Origin of the sequence: Cronobacter turicensis, from assembly GCF_041222865.1 — a bacterium.
In the GTDB taxonomy this organism is placed as follows: Bacteria; Pseudomonadota; Gammaproteobacteria; order Enterobacterales; family Enterobacteriaceae; genus Cronobacter; species Cronobacter turicensis.
Genome location: NZ_CP165997.1, coordinates 3,282,169 through 3,299,637, shown reverse-complemented (window position 1 = coordinate 3,299,637; position 17,469 = coordinate 3,282,169). Strand labels below are relative to the sequence as shown.

The window sequence follows — 17,469 nt, the reverse complement described above, 5'->3', positions numbered from 1 at the left end:
GGGGGCTACATAACCCTAAGGTAAGAGTATGAACATTATTGAAGCTACCGTTGCTGCCCCGGACGCTCGCGTCGCCATCGCCATTGCGCGTTTCAACAACTTCATCAACGACAGTCTGCTGGAAGGCGCGATCGACGCCCTGAAACGCATTGGTCAGGTAAAAGATGAAAATATCACCGTCGTGTGGGTGCCGGGCGCTTACGAGCTGCCGCTGGCGGCTCAGGCGCTGGCGAAAACCGCAAAATATGACGCGGTGATTGCGCTCGGTACGGTGATTCGCGGCGGCACCGCGCATTTCGAATACGTTGCCGGCGGCGCCAGCAACGGTCTGGCCCACGTGGCGCAGCAGAGCGAAATCCCGGTAGCTTTTGGCGTACTCACCACTGAAAGTATTGAACAAGCCATCGAACGCGCTGGCACTAAAGCCGGGAACAAGGGCGCCGAAGCGGCGCTGACCGCGCTTGAAATGATTAACGTCCTGAAGGCTATCCAGGCCTGATTTTTTTGTAAGGGGAATTCCGTGAAACCTGCTGCTCGTCGCCGCGCCCGTGAGTGTGCCGTCCAGGCGCTTTACTCCTGGCAGTTGTCCCACAATGACATCGCCGATGTTGAATACCAGTTCCTGGCGGAACAGGATGTCAAAGATGTGGACGTGATGTATTTCCGCGAACTGCTCTCCGGGGTGGCGACCAACAGCGGCTATCTCGACGGCCTGATGAAGCCGTACCTGTCCCGTCAGCTCGAAGAGCTGGGCCAGGTGGAGAAAGCGGTGCTGCGCATCGCGCTGTTCGAACTATCAAAACGTGACGATGTGCCGTACAAAGTGGCCATCAACGAAGCGATTGAGCTGGCGAAAGTCTTCGGCGCTGAAGACAGCCACAAGTTCGTGAACGGCGTGCTCGATAAAGCAGCGCCGTATATCCGCCCCAACAAAAAGTAATCGCCGCCTGCCATCGGCAGGCGAGACCAGGCACTCGTTTTCTTTTACCGTTCTGTGCTCAGAGCAGGCGAAAAGCTGGCGATTGTCTACTATGGTCATCAACACGAAGAAACCTGCTGTTCTTCGTCTGCTGTCTGAGGCCGGGATCCCGGCCTTTTCTTCTTCTCTTCTGTTGAGGCTTAACCCTATGTCATGCGGCGAGTTTTCCCTGATTGCACGTTATTTCGATCGGGTCAGAAGCTCTCGTCTTGATGTCGAGACCGGCATTGGCGACGACTGCGCGCTGTTGACCGTGCCGGAGAAGCAAACTCTGGCGATCAGCACCGACACGCTGGTGTCGGGCATTCACTTTTTACCGGATATCGATCCGCGCGATCTCGGCTACAAGGCGCTGGCGGTGAATGTGAGCGACCTGGCGGCCATGGGCGCCGATCCGGCGTGGCTGACGCTGGCGCTGACGTTGCCGGAGGTTAACGAACCCTGGCTTGAAGCCTTCAGCGACAGCCTGTTTGAACAACTCAACTACTACGATATGCAGCTTATCGGCGGCGACACCACGCGCGGCCCGCTCTCCATGACGCTCGGCATTCACGGTTTTGTTCCCGCCGGACGGGCGCTGAAGCGCTCCGGCGCGCGTCCTGGCGACTGGGTCTTTATCACCGGCACGCCGGGCGACAGCGCGGCCGGGCTTGCGATTTTGCAAAAGCGCCTCAACGTCGATAATGAAAGCGACGCCGGGTATCTGGTGAACCGCCATCTGCGCCCCACGCCGCGCGTGCTGCATGGGCAGGCGCTGCGCGGGCTCGCCAGCGCCGCTATCGATCTCTCCGACGGGCTGATTTCCGATCTCGGGCACATCCTGAAGGCGAGCGACTGCGGCGCGCGCATTGAGCTGAACGATCTGCCGTATTCTGAGGCGCTTTCCCGCCATGTTGAGCCGGAGCAGGCGCTGCGCTGGGCGCTGTCGGGCGGTGAAGATTATGAGCTCTGTTTTACGGTGTCGGAAATAAATCGCGGTGCGCTGGAAGTCGCGGTAAACCATCTTGGCGTGCCCGTTACCTGCATCGGTCAGCTGACCACGGCGTCGGAAGGCATGGTATTTTTACGCGATGGCGCGCCGGTAACGCTCGACTGGAAAGGATATGACCACTTCGAAACGCACGTTTAATAAGGATGTCGCCAAAAGTCGGCTGAATTTACGCAATCCGTGGCATCTGCTCGCCACCGGCTTTGGCAGCGGCTTAAGCCCGTGGGTGCCGGGTACGATGGGGTCGCTTGCGGCCATCCCATTCTGGTATCTGATGACCTTTTTGCCCTGGCAGCTTTACTCGCTGGTGGTGATGTTCGGGATCAGCCTTGGCGTCTATCTCTGTCACCAGACCGCCAAAGATATGGGCGTGCATGACCACGGCAGCATCGTCTGGGATGAATTTATCGGCATGTGGATAACGCTGATGGCGCTGCCGACGAACGACTGGCAGTGGGTCGCCGCCGGGTTTGTGATTTTCCGCATTTTCGATATGTGGAAACCCTGGCCTATCCGCTGGTTTGACCGCAACGTTCACGGCGGCATGGGGATCATGGTGGATGATATCGTGGCGGGAATTATCTCGGCGGGGCTTCTCTACTGGATTGGCCATCACTGGCCCATCGGCCTGATTTAAACAAAACAGCCCTCGTCGCAGAGGGCTGTTTTTTATCTTCGCTTATTTAAATCCTACCACCGGATGCGCTTTGTAAGGCGTCTCCAGCTCGGCCATCTCTTCACTGGTGAGCGTCACATCGACCGCGTCAATCAGCTCCTGCAACTGCTCCTCGCGCGAGGCGCCGATAATCGGCGCGACAACGCCCGGTTTGCTCAAAAGCCAGGCCAGCGCCACCTCCGCGCGGCTCACGCCTTTATCCTGCGCGATAAACGCCAGCCGTTCAGCGATTTTCGCGTCGTTTTCTTCGGTTTCGCTGTAGAGCGTCTTGCCGAATTCGTCGGAGACCAGACGCGCCGTGGTTTCGCCCCACGGTCGGGTCAGACGTCCGCGCGCCAGCGGGCTCCACGGAATAACGGCCACGCCCTCGCGATAGCAGAGCGGCAGCATCTCTTGCTCTTCTTCGCGATAAATCAGGTTGTAGTGGTTCTGCATGGTGACGAAGGGCGCCCAGCCGTTCTCTTTTTGCAGCCGCAGCGCCTGTTCAAACTGGTGCGGATGCATGGACGACGCCCCGATGTAGCGCGCTTTACCCGCTTTCACCACGTCGTTCAGCGCTTCCAGCGTCTCTTCTATCGGCGTGTCGTAGTCCCAGCGATGGATTTGCAGCAGGTCGACATAGTCCATGCCGAGGCGGCGCAGGCTGTCGTCAATAGAGCGCAGGATCAGCGGGCGGGAGAGCCCCTGCGGCAGGTCGCCGACCTGGTGATAAACTTTAGTGGCGACGACGACATCTTCACGACGCGCGAAATCGCGCAGCGCGCGGCCGACAATCTCTTCGCTGCTGCCGTCGGAATAGCTGTTGGCGGTGTCGAAAAAGTTAATGCCGCCGTCGATGGCGTGTTTGATGATAAGGCGGCTGCTTTCTTCGGGAAGCGTCCAGGCGTGGTTACCGCGATCCGGCTCGCCAAAGGTCATACAGCCCAGGCACAGACGGGAAACCTGAAGGTCGGTTTTTCCTAATTGCTTGTATTGCATGGTTCCGCTCCTGCTTTAGGGTTACAAAGGTCACCGTTAAGCATAGCAGGAGCGGAAGCGGAGCAGGGGTCAGGCGAGCCAGTCTCGCACGCGTTGTTCGATACCCGCAGCGGTCAGGCCGATATCCGCGCGGGCTTCATCCTGCGTGCCCTGAGGGATGAAGTGATCCGGCAGGCCAATGTTTAGCACCGGCACCGGTTTGCGCTTCGCCATCAGCACTTCGTTTACGCCGCTACCGGCGCCGCCCATCACGGCGTTTTCTTCGATAGTGACCAGCGAGCCATGGCGCTCGGCGAGTTCCATGATCAGCGCTTCATCGAGCGGTTTTACAAAGCGCATATCCACAAGCGTGGCGTTAAGGGCTTCGGCGGCCTGCGTGGCTTCCGGCAGCAGCGTACCAAAGTTAAGCAGCGCCACTTTTTCACCGTGGCGTTTCACCACGCCTTTACCGATCGGCAGTTTCTGGAGCGGCTCCAGCGTCACGCCCAGCGCGTTACCGCGCGGGTAGCGAACGGCGCTCGGGCCGTCGTTGTAGTGATAGCCGGTGAACAGCATCTGGCGACACTCGTTTTCATCGCTCGGGGTCATGATGACCATATCCGGGATGCAGCGCAGGAATGAGAGATCGAACGCGCCCTGGTGCGTCTGGCCGTCGGCGCCGACGATGCCCGCGCGATCGATAGCGAACAGCACCGGCAGTTTCTGGATGGCGACGTCGTGGATGACCTGGTCATAGGCGCGTTGCAGGAACGTAGAGTAAATCGCGACCACCGGCTTATAGCCGCCAATCGCGAGTCCTGCCGCGAAAGTCACCGCGTGCTGCTCGGCGATCGCCACATCGAAATATTGCCCCGGATACTGACGCGAGAACTCGACCATGCCGGAGCCTTCGCGCATGGCGGGGGTGATCGCCATCAGCTTGTCATCTTTCGCCGCGGTTTCGCACAGCCAGTCGCCGAAGATTTTCGAATAGCTCGGCTGGCCGCCGCTACTTTTCGGCAGCGTGCCGCTTTCCGGATCGAATTTCGGCACCGCGTGAAAGGTGATCGGATCTTTTTCCGCCGGCTCATAACCACGGCCTTTCTTGGTCATGATATGCAGGAACTGCGGGCCTTTCAGGTCACGCATGTTTTTGAGCGTATGCACCAGGCCCAGCACGTCGTGGCCATCCACCGGGCCGATATAGTTAAAGCCCAGCTCTTCAAACAGCGTGCCCGGCACGACCATGCCTTTGATGTGCTCTTCGGTACGCTTGAGCAGCTCTTTGATAGGCGGAACGTTAGAGAACACACGTTTGCCGCCTTCGCGAAGCGTCGAATAGAGCTTGCCGGAAAGCAGCTGCGCCAGATGGTTATTGAGCGCGCCAACGTTCTCGGAAATCGACATTTCGTTGTCGTTCAGGATAACCAGCATATCCGGGCGAATATCGCCCGCGTGGTTCATCGCCTCAAACGCCATGCCCGCGGTAATCGCGCCATCGCCAATCACGCAGACGGTGCGGCGGTTTTTCTCTTCACGCGCCGCCGCGACGGCAATACCGATGCCAGCGCTTATCGATGTGGACGAGTGGCCGACGCTCAATACGTCATATTCGCTCTCGCCGCGCCATGGGAACGGGTGCAGGCCGCCTTTCTGGCGGATGGTGCCGATGCGGTCACGGCGTCCGGTGAGGATTTTGTGCGGGTAGGCCTGATGGCCGACGTCCCAGACAAGCTGGTCGAACGGCGTGTTGTAGACGTAATGCAACGCCACGGTAAGCTCGACCGTGCCAAGCCCGGAGGCGAAGTGTCCGCTGGAGCGGCTCACGCTGTCGAGCAGGTAACGACGCAGTTCGTCGCACAGCTTCGGCAAACTCTCTTTTGGCAACAGGCGCAGCTCCGCTGTGGAGTCCACCAGCGCCAGGGTCGGGTATTTGGCAGTATCAAAACTCATCAGAGACTCATCGTGGTGTTATACGTTTATTTATCACGTTGGATTATGAAATTCGCTAACGCTTCCAGTGTCGCGGTATCCAGCGCTTGTGCTTTCAGCGGCGCCAGCGCCGCCAGAGCGTCGTCGCACAGACTGCGCGCTTTCGCCTGGGCTTGCTCAAGACCCAGCAGGGCGGGGTAGGTGCTTTTGCCAAGTTGCTGATCGGCCCCCTGGCGTTTTCCAAGGGTTGCAGTATCACCCACCACATCCAGAATGTCATCCTGTACCTGGAAGGCGAGGCCGATGCTTTCTGCATAGCTATCAAGGTAAACCAGCGCGTCGCGGCCTTTATCGCCCGCGCACAACGCGCCCATACGCACCGCGGCGCGGATAAGCGCGCCCGTCTTGTGGCGATGGATACGCTCCAGCGCGTCGAGATCCACCTGCTGGCCTTCGGCCTCGAGATCGAGCGCCTGGCCGCCGCACATGCCCGCCACGCCGCTGGCTTTCGCGAGTTCAGAAACCATCGCGAGCCGGTCGCGCAGCGCCACGTTTTCCATCGGCGCGTCGCTTAAAATAGAGAACGCCAGTGTCTGTAACGCGTCGCCCGCAAGAATGGCGCTCGCTTCGCCAAAACGAATATGGCAGGTCGGCTGTCCGCGGCGCAGATCGTCATCGTCCATAGCGGGCAGATCGTCATGCATCAGCGAATAGGCGTGAATGCACTCGATGGCCGCCGCCGGCGCGTCGAGCGCCGTCGGGTTGACCCCAAACATCTCGCCGGTGGCGTACACCAGAAACGGCCGCAGGCGTTTACCGCCTAATAATGTGCCGTAGAGCATCGCCTCAACCAGTGGACTCTTCTGAAACGGCAGAGCGCCGATAAAATGCTGTAACGCGCTGTTGGCCCGCTCGGCCTGCGACTGAAGCTGTTGACTGAAATCCATGTTTACTCGGCGTCCGGCGTGAAGGGGGTAAGAGGCGCGTCCTCATTCTGAGACAACAGGATCTGAACGCGCTGCTCAGCCTGCTGCAGTTTTACCTGGCCCTGACGCGCGAGCTGCACGCCGCGCTCAAATTCATTCAGCGCCTCTTCCAGCGGCAGGTCGCCGCTTTCCAGACGGGTGACTATCTGCTCAAGCTCCGACAGGGCCGTTTCGAAACTGGCCGGCTGTTCATTTTTCTTCGGCATAGTAAGTATCTGACTCTAAGGGTTAACGGTCATGTTAGCGACACTGCATGGTAGCGGAGACGCAAAGATTAGCAAATAACGCCTTGTGGGTTGGTAATAGGCGCAGTGACACCGCGATGGTGATATACTGCCGGGCTCACGATGCAGGCGCGGTTCTGCCTGCTGTACCATTTTCTAAGCCCCGGTGGGCTTGCCAACGAATCATAGCCACCATGAAGTTTATCATTAAATTATTCCCGGAAATCACCATTAAAAGCCAGTCTGTGCGGTTGCGCTTTATAAAAATCCTGACCGGGAATATTCGTAACGTCCTGAAACACTACGATGAAAATCTTGCCGTGGTTCGCCACTGGGACCATATCGTGGTGCGTATTAAAGATGAAACTATGCACGACACCGTGCTTGACGCCCTGACACGTATTCCCGGTATTCACCACGTGCTTGAGGTGGACGATGTCCCGTTCACGGACATGCATGACATTTTCGAAAAGGCGCTCGCCAACTGGCGTGAGCAGCTCGAAGGGAAAACGTTCTGCGTGCGCGTTAAGCGACGCGGTCAACATGAGTTTAGCTCTATTGAAGTGGAGCGCTACGTCGGCGGCGGTTTAAATCAGCATATTGAATCCGCCCGCGTAAAACTGAAGCAGCCTGACGTCACCGTCAATCTTGAGATTGAAGACGATCGCCTGCTGCTGGTGAAAGGCCGGTATGAAGGCATCGGCGGTTTCCCGATAGGCACTCAGGAAGATGTGCTGTCGCTGATTTCCGGCGGTTTCGATTCCGGCGTCTCCAGCTATATGCTGATGCGTCGCGGCTGCCGCGTGCATTACTGCTTCTTTAACCTGGGCGGCGCTGCGCACGAAATCGGCGTACGCCAGGTGGCGCATTATCTGTGGAGCCGCTTTGGCAGCTCGCACCGCGTGCGTTTTGTGGCGATCAACTTTGAGCCTGTCGTCGGCGAAATCCTTGAGAAAGTGGACGACGGCCAGATGGGCGTGGTGCTCAAGCGTATGATGGTGCGTGCGGCCTCGAAAGTGGCGGAACGCTACGGCGTGCAGGCGCTGGTCACCGGCGAAGCGCTGGGGCAGGTTTCCAGCCAGACGCTGACCAACCTGCGCCTTATCGATAATGTCTCCGATACGCTGGTGCTGCGCCCGCTTATCTCTTATGACAAAGAGCACATCATCGATATCGCCCGTAAAATCGGCACCGAAGATTTTGCCCGCACCATGCCGGAATATTGCGGCGTGATTTCGAAAAGCCCGACCGTGAAGGCCGTGAAAGCGAAAATCGAAGCCGAAGAGGCGAATTTCGATTTCACTATCCTTGATCGCGTCGTTGCAGAAGCCACCAATGTGGATATCCGTGAAATCGCCGAGCAGACTGAACAGCAGGTAGTGGAGGTGGAAACCGTTAACGGTTTCGGCCCAAACGACGCCATTCTGGATATCCGCTCTGTCGATGAACAGGATGAGAAACCGCTGGTGGTCGAAGGCGTTGAGGTCGTTTCTTTGCCGTTCTACAAGCTCAGTACGAAGTTTGGCGATCTCGACCAGAGCAAAACGTACCTGTTGTGGTGCGAGCGCGGCGTGATGAGCCGCCTGCAGGCGCTTTATCTGCTGGAGCAGGGCTTTAAAAACGTGAAAGTCTATCGCCCGTAACGCCCCCGCGTTTCGCAGAGACAAAAATCCCCTCAACCGAGGGGATTTTTTTATGGGCGCGGCTTAACGGGATAACGCTTAATAGTCGCGGTAGCTGTAGATGCCCGCGGCCAGCACCAGTTGGCCCGCCACTTCATGCGCTTTTTCGCGCCCGACCAGCAGATCGATAATCTTGAGCGCGAAATCGATCGCCGTGCCCGGCCCCTGGCTGGTCAGCAGGTTGACGCGCGGATCCCAGACCACGCGTTTATCCTGCCACTGATCGTCAGGGATCGTCTCTTTCAGCGCAGGGAAGCCGGTCATGTTGCCGAGAGGGAAGAGTTCGTGCGGGACCAGTACCGTGCCCGCCGCCGCGCAAATAGCCGCCACAATCCGCCCCGAGAGATGAAACTGGCGCACCGTTTCGACCAGCAGCGGGCTGTCGCGAAACGCTTCGGCGCCCTTCAGGCCGCCCGGCAACACAATCACATCGAAATCGCCGTCCGCCACTTCCACCAGCGGCGCATCCGCCAGCAGCCGGACGCCGCGCGAGCAGGTGATTGTCAGATTGCCGTCGCCAGCGACGCTCGCGGTGGTGACATTAATGCCGCCGCGCACCAGCAGATCGATGGTGGTGACCGCTTCGGTCTCTTCAGTGCCAGGGGCGAGGCATACCAGTGCCGATGCGCTCATACTCATCCTCCTTGCGTTTGATCTGTTCATACAGACGGCTGTTGACCGGCAGCGTCAGGCCATGCGCTCTGGCGCGGCGCAGCAGATAACCGGTGATGTAATCTATCTCGGTGTGACGCTGCTGGCGAACGTCCTGCAGCATCGATGAAATATTGGCGGCGGTGCTGTCGATAACCTGATTGATGTAATAAAGCAGGCTCTCCGGCGACGTGTGATGCCCTTCGCGCTGCATCACCAGAGCGACCTCGGCGCAGATGTCACGCACCTCGTCCTGTCGCGCGCGCAGATCGCCATTCGGGCAGTTAGAAAGCGCCGTCAGCGGGTTAATCACGCAGTTGGCGGCGAGCTTGATCCAGCGGGAAACATTGACGTTATCGTGCCACGCGACATCCGGCAGCGCCTGTTGAAGCAGTTCCGCCAGCCGGGAGTAATCCTGCGCGCCAGGCGTGACCGGGCCAATGTGAGTGGTGCCGCAGGCGACGTGGATCACCAGATTGCCTTCGCGCCGCGCCGCGTGGGTTGTTACGCCCGCCAGCAGCGGCTGTTGCACGGCGCGCAGCTCATCAAGCGTGCCCATGCCGTTATGCAGCAGCAGAATCGGGCTGGCGGCAGGCAGCCGGGTGGCCAGCGTGCTCACCGCATCAGAAACCTGCCAGGCTTTCAGCGTCACCAGCAACAGCTCGCTCTGCGCAAGAAACCCGCTGTCGTTAGTCGTAAAGGTGTGCTGAAACGCGCTGTGGTCGGTTTCCACCAGACTGACGTTATATGACGATTGCGGCACCCGCAGCCATCCCTGCACCTCGTGACCTTGTTTATGCAGCGCGCTCATCCAGAGCTGGCCTAACGCGCCGCAGCCAAGCACGGTAATTTTCATGGTTCCTCCTCGCCCGCAACAGCGCCGGGCGTTGTGTCATACGTCTATTATAACGTGAGCGCTTAGGCTTTCGCCTGCCGCCGGTTTCCGGGTTGTGTTATGCGCCTTTGCGGGTATTATGCAACGCACATACTGTGAGGGAGATAGAAAACATGCCATCTTTTGACATTGTGTCTGAGGTCGATATGCGCGAAGTGCAGAACGCGGTTGAGAACGCCACGCGCGAACTGGAAACCCGTTTCGACTTTCGCAACGTGACCGCAAGCTTCGAGCTGAACGAAAAAAATCAGACCATCAAAGTGACGAGCGAATCCGATTTCCAGGTGAATCAGTTACTGGATATCCTGCGTGCGAAGCTGCTAAAACGCGGCATCGAAGGCAGCTCCATTGAGGTGCCGGAAGAGTTCGAGCACAGCGGGAAAAACTGGAGCGTGGAAGCGAAGCTCAAACAGGGCATCGATTCCGCGATGGCGAAAAAAATCGTGAAGCTGATTAAAGACAGCAAGATGAAAGTCCAGGCGCAGATCCAGGGCGAGCAGGTGCGTGTCACCGGTAAAGCCCGCGACGATCTCCAGCAGACGATCGCGCTGGTGCGCGGCGGTAATCTCGGCCAGCCGTTCCAGTTCAACAACTTCCGCGACTAAACGGTAAACAAACAAACGACACAAAAAAGGGCGGTTTTCCGCCCTTTTTCTTTGCTACGCAGATTAAGCGCCGAGCATTCGCTGCTCTATCTCAACGCGGTTGGTCACTTTGGTGTCGATTTTCAGATAAGCGCTACGCTCATCGGCCACCACAATCGCCTCGCTCACGCCCGCCGTTTCGCGTAAACGCTGCGCCAGTGTTTCATCGGCCGCCACTTCAGGCGGAATTTCCACGCGAATGCTGCTGACATACGGCGGCTCTTTCATGGTCGTACTCACCAGCAGCCAGACGGTCGCCAGCAGCGCGCCCACCAGGAACACGGTTTGCGAATCAAACAGGCCATCGACCCAGCCGCCCAGCGATCCGCCGATCGCCACGCCCAGAAACTGACTGGTGGAGTAGACGCCCATCGCGGTGCCTTTATAGCCCGCCGGCGACTCTTTACTGATAAGCGACGGGAGCAGCGCTTCCATCAGGTTAAACGCCACGAAGAACAGCTGAACGCCGACGATAAGCTCCCAGAAGTGCGGGCCTGCGCCCCATAACACGATTTCCGCAATCAGCAGCAGCGCCACGCAGAAGAGAAACACGCGCTTCATTTTGCGCTTTGCTTCGGCGTAGATGATAAACGGCACTACAGAGACAAACGAAATCAGCATCGTGCAGAGATAGACTTTCCAGTGCGCCGCCGCCGGATAACCCGCCGCTTCAAGCTGGCCGGGCAGGGCAACGAACGTCGACATCAGCAAAATATGCAGGCACATGATGCCGAAGTTGAGTTTAAGCAGCGTCGGCTCCGCCAGCACTTTGCGAAAACAGCCTTTGACCATGCCGGAATCGCGGTTCAGCACGTGGTTGCCGCTGTCCGGCACGACCCAGAGCGTAATGATAATGCCCGCGGTCGCCAGCACCGCAATCATCCAGAACAGCGCGTGCAGGCCGAGCGCGTGAGTGATAATCGGCCCCAGCACCATCGCGATAGCGAATGTCACGCCAAAGCTGACGCCGATAAATGCCATCGCTTTGGTGCGGTTCTGTTCGCGGGTGAGATCGGAAAGGAGCGCCATCACGGCGGCGGCAATCGCGCCGGAGCCCTGGAGCGCGCGTCCGAGAATAATGCCCCAGATGGAATCGGTCAGCGCCGCGACCAGGCTGCCGATAACAAAAATCACAAGCCCACCGACAATCAGCGGTTTGCGGCCGATGCGGTCAGAAAGCAGACCAAACGGCACCTGGAAAATCGCCTGCGCGAGGCCGTAAATACCAATAGCGAGGCCAATCAACGCTTCGCTTGCGCCCTGAAGCGCCATTCCGTAAGTAGTAATGACCGGCAGTACCATAAACATACCGAGCATGCGCAAAGAAAATACCGTCCCTAAACCCCATGTCGCGCGCAACTCGACTGGCGTCATTTTGTTATCGTTCATTACCACCTCAGATAAAAAGCAGGTCTTAGTGTAGTGCGAGGGCAGGGGAGGGTAAATGCCGGGTTATTTAGAAAATATTTCAAGGGTTAACTATTAATGCTGTCAATAAATCGCCCGTCGGATCGCAGCAATAAAAAAGGGTGCCGCAGCACCCTTTTTCGCCTTGATGACTTACCAGACGTAAGTCAGCAAATTATGTGAATCCGGCACCATGAAATCCACGGACATCATCACGCTCAGCGAGGTGATGGCGACAATCGAGAACACAAATAGCTTACGCGCCCAGACTTTATCGTTTTCAGCCTTGTAGCCGCGCAGAGCCATGCCAAGCCACCAGACGCTGACCGCTGCCGCTACCACCAGGTATTTATACCCGGCATAACCACCCAGCGAGAGCATCAGGGTCGCCACGGCGAAGGCGATGATATAAAGGGTAATGTGGTTTTTCGCCACAGAGATCCCTTTTACCACCGGCAGCACCGGAATGTTGGCGGCCTGATAATCCTTGAAGCGGAAGATAGCAATCGCATAGGAGTGCGGCATCTGCCACAGGCTGAAAATCGCAAGCAGGATCAACGCGCCGGTATCGAACTCGTTGGTCACCGCGCAGTAGCCGATAACCGGCGGCGCGGCGCCCGACAGCGAGCCAATCAGCGTGCCGTAGACCGAGTGGCGTTTCATGTAGAGGCTATAGACCCCGACGTATACCACAAAGCCCATGACCGCCAGCCACATCGCCAGCGGGTTCGCGCCGAACCAGAGCAGCATAAAGCCAGCAATACCCAGCAAGGTGGCGTACACCAGCGACATTTTCGGCGAAATCAGTCCCTTCACCAGCACACGGTTTTTCGTGCGCTCCATTTTGCGGTCAATATCACGGTCGATGTAGTTGTTGAACACACAACCGGACGCCACGACCAGCGACACCCCCACGAGGGTGAAAAGGAACAGGGGATAATCGATGCTGCCTTTGGAAGCCAGCAGGAATCCCCCGATAACCGATATCAGGTTGCCGAAGATGATGCCTGGTTTCGTTACTTGCAGGTATTGCTTAATCATACTCGCCGCTCTTAGTGAACCATCATGTTGTAATTCAGGTTCCACATAATCCAGATAGAGCCTACCACTACTATCGCGATAATCAGCAACGTAAAGATAAAGGCTACCAGGTTCCAGCGCTCCTCAGAGGAGGCGTTCATGTGCAGGAAGCACACCAGGTGAACCAGAATCTGTACGACTGCGGTTGCCACGACCACACCCAGCAGGGTGCCGTGAGACGCGGAGCCGTTCATGACCATCCAGAACGGGATTACTGTCAGAATGACCGACAGGATAAACCCGATCAGGTACGTCTTAACGCCACCGTGGTGGGCGCCGTTGTGATCGGTTGAATGACTCATTACATCGCCCCCATCAGATAGACTACAGAGAACACACAGATCCAGACTACGTCCAGGAAGTGCCAGAACATGCTCAGGCACATCAGGCGCGCGCGGTTATTGTGGGTCAGACCGCGGCGGGAGACGTGAATCATCATCACGACCATCCAGATAAGGCCAGAGGTCACGTGGATACCGTGGGTGCCGACCAGCGTAAAGAACGCTGACAGGAAGCCGCTCTTATCCGGACCGAAGCCTTCCGCGATCAGATGATGGAATTCATAGATTTCCATCGCCACGAACCCTGCGCCGAACAGGAAGGTCAGGGCGAGCCAGGACATCACCTGGCTCTGTTTGTCTTTATTCATGGCGATCATCGCCATGCCATACGTGATGGAGGAGAACAACAGCAGGAAAGTTTCAACCAGCACAAACGGCAGTTCGAAAATGTCTTTCCCGGTCGGGCCCCCCGCCGTGCCGTTCACGAGAACGGCATAGGTGGCAAACAGACATGCAAAGAGAATGCAGTCGCTCATCAGGTAGATCCAGAAGCCAAAGACTTTATTGGCTCCTGCATCGTGGTGCCCATGCTCATGGCTGCCATGGGCAAGTTCGTGATTAATGCTCTCAGTTGACATTTTTCAGCCCTGCTTTGGTGATTTCTTCGAAGTGCTGGTTTTCCAGTTTCTCAACGGTGGCTACTGGTACGTAGTAATCCACGTCTTCATCGAAGCTCTTCGCAATCCAGGTAATAACGATACCTGCGAAGCCCAGAATAGCCAGCCACCAGATGTGCCAGATCATCGCGAAGCCAAAGATGGTGCTGAACGCGCCGATGAAAATGCCTGCTGCGCTGTTCTTCGGCATATGAATTTCTTCATAGTGCGCCGGCTGCTTGTAAGCTTCACCTTTGTCTTTCATTTCCCAGAACGCGTCGCGCTCGTGGATTTCCGGTACAACCGCGAAGTTATAGAACGGCGGCGGAGAAGAGGTTGCCCACTCCAGCGTACGGCCGCCCCACGGGTCGCCAGTCAGGTCACGGTTCAGGTGACGGTCACGGACGCTCACGTAGATCTGCAGGATGATGCACAGAATACCGCACGCAATCAGCAGCGCGCCGATTTCCGCGACGATCATCAGCGGCTGGAACATCGGGTCGATGTTCTGGCTCACACGACGCGTCATACCCATGAAGCCCATGGCGTACAGCGGCATAAAGGTCACGAAGAAGCCGATGATCCAGAACCAGAAAGCACGGATGCCCCAGCTCTCGTTCATCTTGTAGCCAAAGGCTTTCGGCCACCAGTAGCTCATGCCTGCGAAGCAACCAAATACCACGCCGCCGATGATGACGTTATGGAAGTGCGCAATCAGGAACAGGCTGTTGTGCAGGACGAAGTCTGCGCCCGGTACCGCCAGCAGCACGCCGGTCATACCACCGATGGAGAAGGTGATGATGAAGCCGATGGTCCACAGCATGGAGGAGTGGAACTGAATACGGCCCTGATACATGGTAAACAGCCAGTTGAAGATCTTCACCCCGGTCGGGATGGCGATAATCATCGTGGTGATACCAAAGAAGGCGTTAACGTTCGCGCCACTACCCATGGTGAAGAAGTGGTGCAGCCACACGATGAACGACAGCACGGTAATCGCGATGGTCGCCCAAACGAGGGAGGTGTAACCAAACAGACGTTTCTTCGAGAAGGTGGAGGTGATTTCAGAGAACACACCAAACACCGGCAGAACCAGGATGTACACTTCCGGATGGCCCCAGGCCCAAATCAGGTTCACGTACATCATCATGTTGCCACCCATATCATTGGTAAAGAAATGGGTGCCCAGATAGCGGTCCAGGGTTAGCAACGCAATAGTGACGGTCAGGATCGGGAAGGAGACGATAATCAGGACGTTAGTACACAGCGACGCCCAGGTGAATACCGGCATTTTGAACATGGTCATGCCCGGCGCACGCATCTTCAGAATGGTCACGAAGAAGTTGATACCGGTCAGTGTCGTACCAATACCGGAGAGCTGGAGACTCCAGATCCAGTAGTCCACCCCAACGCCCGGACTGTACTCAATGCCCGAGAGCGGCGGATAAGCCACCCAACCGGTCTGAGCAAACTCGCCCACGCCCAGAGAGACGTTCACCAGGATTACCCCGACAACCGTGAACCAGAAGCTCAGGTTGTTCAGGAACGGATAAGCCACGTCGCGCGCGCCGATCTGCAGCGGAACCACCAGGTTCATCAGACCGATAACGAACGGCATCGCCACGAAGAAGATCATGATAACGCCGTGGGCGGTAAAGATCTGATCGTAGTGATGCGGCGGCAGGAACCCGGCTTCGCCGGAGGCCGCCAGCAATTGCTGGGTACGCATCATGATGGCGTCCGCGAAGCCGCGAACCAGCATCACGATAGCCACGAGGATATACATCACCCCGAGACGTTTGTGGTCCACTGACGTGAGCCACTCGTTCCACAGATAAGACCACTTACCGAAGTAAGTGATAGCTGCTACTAACGCCAGACCCCCGACGATAATGGCAGCCACCGTAACCATGATAATCGGCTCATGGTACGGGATTGCATCCAGTGTAAGTTTTCCGAACATCGTATTATTCCTCGGCCCCTTAGTGAGAGGTTTCCGCGTGATTCATGTCCATGCCTTCCATGCCTTCGTGGGCGTTATGCTCCCCTTCAGACTGAGTCATATCCATGCTCTTCCCAGGTCCCATGAATTTGTTAATGACATCTTTAAACAAATCCGGTTTTACGCTGGAGAAGTATTCGACTTTGTTGTATTCGCTCGGGGCCGCCAGCTTGTCATAGGTCGCCATATCGTTAATGGTTTTGCCAGACTGCTTCGCTTTAGCCACCCACTGGTTGAAGGTCTCGTTATCCGGCGTGGCGATTGCCTTGAACTTCATGCCGGAGAAACCTGCACCACTGTAGTTAGCAGAAATACCGTCGTAGGTGCCGGCTTCGTTCGCAATCAGGTGCAGTTTGGTCTGCATACCTGCCATTGCGTAGATCTGGCTACCCAGTCGCGGAATAAAGAAGGAGTTCATCACCGAGTTGGAGGTGATTTTGAATTCCACAGGCGTATTCGCCGGGAACGCGATTTCATTGACCGTAGCGATACCCTGCTCCGGATAAATGAAGAACCACTTCCAGTCCATTGCGATAACTTCGATGGTCACCGGCTTCTCATCGTGCACCAGCGGACGGCTGGGTTCGAGCGAGTGCGTGGTTTTCCATGTCAGTACTGCAAGGAAAATGATGATAAGGATCGGGATGGTCCAGACAACAGCTTCAACTTTGTTGGAGTGTGACCAGTTGGGGCTGTATTTTGCGTCCTTATTGGTTGCCCGATATTTCCAGGCGAAGCCAATAGCCATCAAGATGGCTGGAATCACGACAATCAACATCAGCCCGAGGGCGGTCAGTATCAGTGAACGTTGCTCCAGTCCAATCTGTCCTTTGGGGTTGAGAAGCGCAGCATCGCAGCCACTGAGTAATACAGTGCCTGCGAATAATGACAGCAGTCCCAAACTTTTATTGTATTTCCTGAGTCTCATTTAACGACCTCAATTCAGGGGGATCTGGTGGCGGTTAAAGTGTGCCGGGCATTTTACGGGAAGGTTACATTACTGTAAACACGAATGGCGCAGTGTCTGCGGCGTGTAACCGGGTTCTGTCGCAACCGTCACAGCCAATGCAACAAAATGTAAAATGTAAGTCATGACAGCCACATGGCAAGGGTTATAACAAAATCCTATGTAAAGTAAGGTCAAGACGGGAATTGAGTATATAGGGGAGAAAATAACATACAATAAATTAACAAGGCGGTTTCAAATGCGAAACAATAACGCCACGGAAATAATTCTTCACCGTGCTGAATCGTTAAAAATAATGTCGCACAGAATGATAAACGAAATTATTTAAAGTCTCTGCTACCAAATTTCGATAAATATATCTAAGCAAATCAGATGCTATTTTATTGACCAGAAAAATGAAACACTTTCTTCGTTGTGCTTTTTTTTGGCGATAAAAGCAACAAAAAAACAACAAATATTCAG

18 protein-coding genes are annotated in these 17,469 nt (G+C 56.5%); 6 read left to right on the top strand and 12 right to left on the bottom strand.

Annotated elements, in window-relative coordinates:
* Positions 1 to 28: 28 nt before the first annotated feature.
* The 4 genes from ribE (at position 29) to pgpA (ending at position 2,604) form a co-directional block, all read left to right on the top strand.
* Complete coding sequence (ribE, locus tag AB8W27_RS15825) at positions 29 to 499, top strand: 6,7-dimethyl-8-ribityllumazine synthase (RefSeq protein ID WP_007766000.1); 471 nt, start codon at positions 29 to 31, stop codon at positions 497 to 499.
* Positions 500 to 520: 21 nt separating this feature from the next.
* A complete protein-coding gene (nusB, locus tag AB8W27_RS15820; protein ID WP_007720376.1) occupies positions 521 to 940 on the top strand; it encodes a transcription antitermination factor NusB in 420 nt (139 codons plus the stop codon).
* A gap of 187 nt (positions 941 to 1,127) precedes the next feature.
* Positions 1,128 to 2,108: a thiamine-phosphate kinase gene (thiL, locus tag AB8W27_RS15815; protein WP_012815522.1), complete on the top strand. Its 981-nt coding sequence runs from the start codon at positions 1,128 to 1,130 to the stop codon at positions 2,106 to 2,108.
* Complete coding sequence (gene pgpA, locus AB8W27_RS15810) at positions 2,083 to 2,604, top strand: phosphatidylglycerophosphatase A (RefSeq protein ID WP_004387751.1); 522 nt, start codon at positions 2,083 to 2,085, stop codon at positions 2,602 to 2,604. The genes thiL and pgpA overlap by 26 nt, the downstream gene beginning before the upstream one ends.
* A 42-nt stretch (positions 2,605 to 2,646) precedes the next feature.
* Here pgpA and AB8W27_RS15805 read toward each other — a convergent pair whose 3' ends face one another.
* From AB8W27_RS15805 to xseB, 4 genes are all read right to left on the bottom strand, one after another.
* On the bottom strand, positions 2,647 to 3,621 hold the full coding sequence (locus AB8W27_RS15805; protein ID WP_012815523.1) for an aldo/keto reductase: 975 nt from the start codon (positions 3,619 to 3,621) through the stop codon (positions 2,647 to 2,649).
* A 69-nt stretch (positions 3,622 to 3,690) separates the two neighbouring features.
* Positions 3,691 to 5,553 carry a 1-deoxy-D-xylulose-5-phosphate synthase gene (gene dxs / locus AB8W27_RS15800; protein ID WP_012815524.1) on the bottom strand — a complete coding sequence of 621 codons (1,863 nt, stop codon included), beginning with the start codon at positions 5,551 to 5,553 and terminating at the stop codon, positions 3,691 to 3,693.
* 26 nt (positions 5,554 to 5,579) lie between these two features.
* Entirely contained in the window at positions 5,580 to 6,479 is a 900-nt protein-coding gene (ispA, locus tag AB8W27_RS15795) for a (2E,6E)-farnesyl diphosphate synthase (protein ID WP_012815525.1), read from the bottom strand.
* A 2-nt stretch (positions 6,480 to 6,481) separates the two neighbouring features.
* Positions 6,482 to 6,724, bottom strand: coding sequence for an exodeoxyribonuclease VII small subunit (gene xseB / locus AB8W27_RS15790; protein WP_007766130.1), 243 nt, complete (start codon positions 6,722 to 6,724; stop codon positions 6,482 to 6,484).
* A gap of 212 nt (positions 6,725 to 6,936) precedes the next feature.
* Here xseB and thiI point away from each other — a divergent pair, with 212 nt between their 5' ends.
* Positions 6,937 to 8,385 carry a tRNA uracil 4-sulfurtransferase ThiI gene (gene thiI, locus AB8W27_RS15785; protein ID WP_012815526.1) on the top strand — a complete coding sequence of 483 codons (1,449 nt, stop codon included), beginning with the start codon at positions 6,937 to 6,939 and terminating at the stop codon, positions 8,383 to 8,385.
* A 78-nt stretch (positions 8,386 to 8,463) separates the two neighbouring features.
* On the opposite strand, the gene yajL is transcribed toward thiI, so the two are convergent.
* Both yajL and panE read right to left on the bottom strand, forming a co-directional pair.
* Positions 8,464 to 9,057 carry a protein deglycase YajL gene (gene yajL, locus AB8W27_RS15780; protein ID WP_041923263.1) on the bottom strand — a complete coding sequence of 198 codons (594 nt, stop codon included), beginning with the start codon at positions 9,055 to 9,057 and terminating at the stop codon, positions 8,464 to 8,466.
* Complete coding sequence (gene panE / locus AB8W27_RS15775) at positions 9,017 to 9,931, bottom strand: 2-dehydropantoate 2-reductase (protein ID WP_012815528.1); 915 nt, start codon at positions 9,929 to 9,931, stop codon at positions 9,017 to 9,019. Before panE ends, yajL begins: the two co-directional genes overlap by 41 nt.
* A gap of 152 nt (positions 9,932 to 10,083) precedes the next feature.
* On the opposite strand from panE, the gene AB8W27_RS15770 reads away from it, so the two are divergent.
* On the top strand, positions 10,084 to 10,575 hold the full coding sequence (locus AB8W27_RS15770; protein ID WP_012815529.1) for a YajQ family cyclic di-GMP-binding protein: 492 nt from the start codon (positions 10,084 to 10,086) through the stop codon (positions 10,573 to 10,575).
* A gap of 63 nt (positions 10,576 to 10,638) precedes the next feature.
* On the opposite strand, the gene AB8W27_RS15765 is transcribed toward AB8W27_RS15770, so the two are convergent.
* The 6 genes from AB8W27_RS15765 to cyoA all read right to left on the bottom strand — a co-directional run bounded on the left by AB8W27_RS15765 (position 10,639) and on the right by cyoA (position 16,968).
* The gene (locus AB8W27_RS15765; protein WP_012815530.1) at positions 10,639 to 12,003 is read right to left on the bottom strand and encodes an MFS transporter; all 1,365 of its coding nucleotides are present in this window, start codon (positions 12,001 to 12,003) and stop codon (positions 10,639 to 10,641) included.
* Between the two features lie 171 nt (positions 12,004 to 12,174).
* Positions 12,175 to 13,062: a heme o synthase gene (gene cyoE / locus AB8W27_RS15760; RefSeq protein ID WP_007705361.1), complete on the bottom strand. Its 888-nt coding sequence runs from the start codon at positions 13,060 to 13,062 to the stop codon at positions 12,175 to 12,177.
* An 11-nt stretch (positions 13,063 to 13,073) separates the two neighbouring features.
* Positions 13,074 to 13,403, bottom strand: a complete 330-nt coding sequence (locus AB8W27_RS15755) for a cytochrome o ubiquinol oxidase subunit IV (protein WP_007766233.1) — start codon at positions 13,401 to 13,403, stop codon at positions 13,074 to 13,076.
* Entirely contained in the window at positions 13,403 to 14,020 is a 618-nt protein-coding gene (locus AB8W27_RS15750; protein ID WP_007705363.1) for a cytochrome o ubiquinol oxidase subunit III, read from the bottom strand. Before AB8W27_RS15750 ends, AB8W27_RS15755 begins: the two co-directional genes overlap by 1 nt.
* Entirely contained in the window at positions 14,010 to 16,001 is a 1,992-nt protein-coding gene (gene cyoB, locus AB8W27_RS15745) for a cytochrome o ubiquinol oxidase subunit I (protein WP_012815532.1), read from the bottom strand. The genes AB8W27_RS15750 and cyoB overlap by 11 nt, the downstream gene beginning before the upstream one ends.
* Before the next feature lie 19 nt (positions 16,002 to 16,020).
* Positions 16,021 to 16,968 (bottom strand): cytochrome o ubiquinol oxidase subunit II, encoded by a 948-nt coding sequence (gene cyoA / locus AB8W27_RS15740; protein ID WP_012815533.1) that lies wholly within the window; start codon positions 16,966 to 16,968, stop codon positions 16,021 to 16,023.
* Positions 16,969 to 17,469 lie beyond the last annotated feature (501 nt).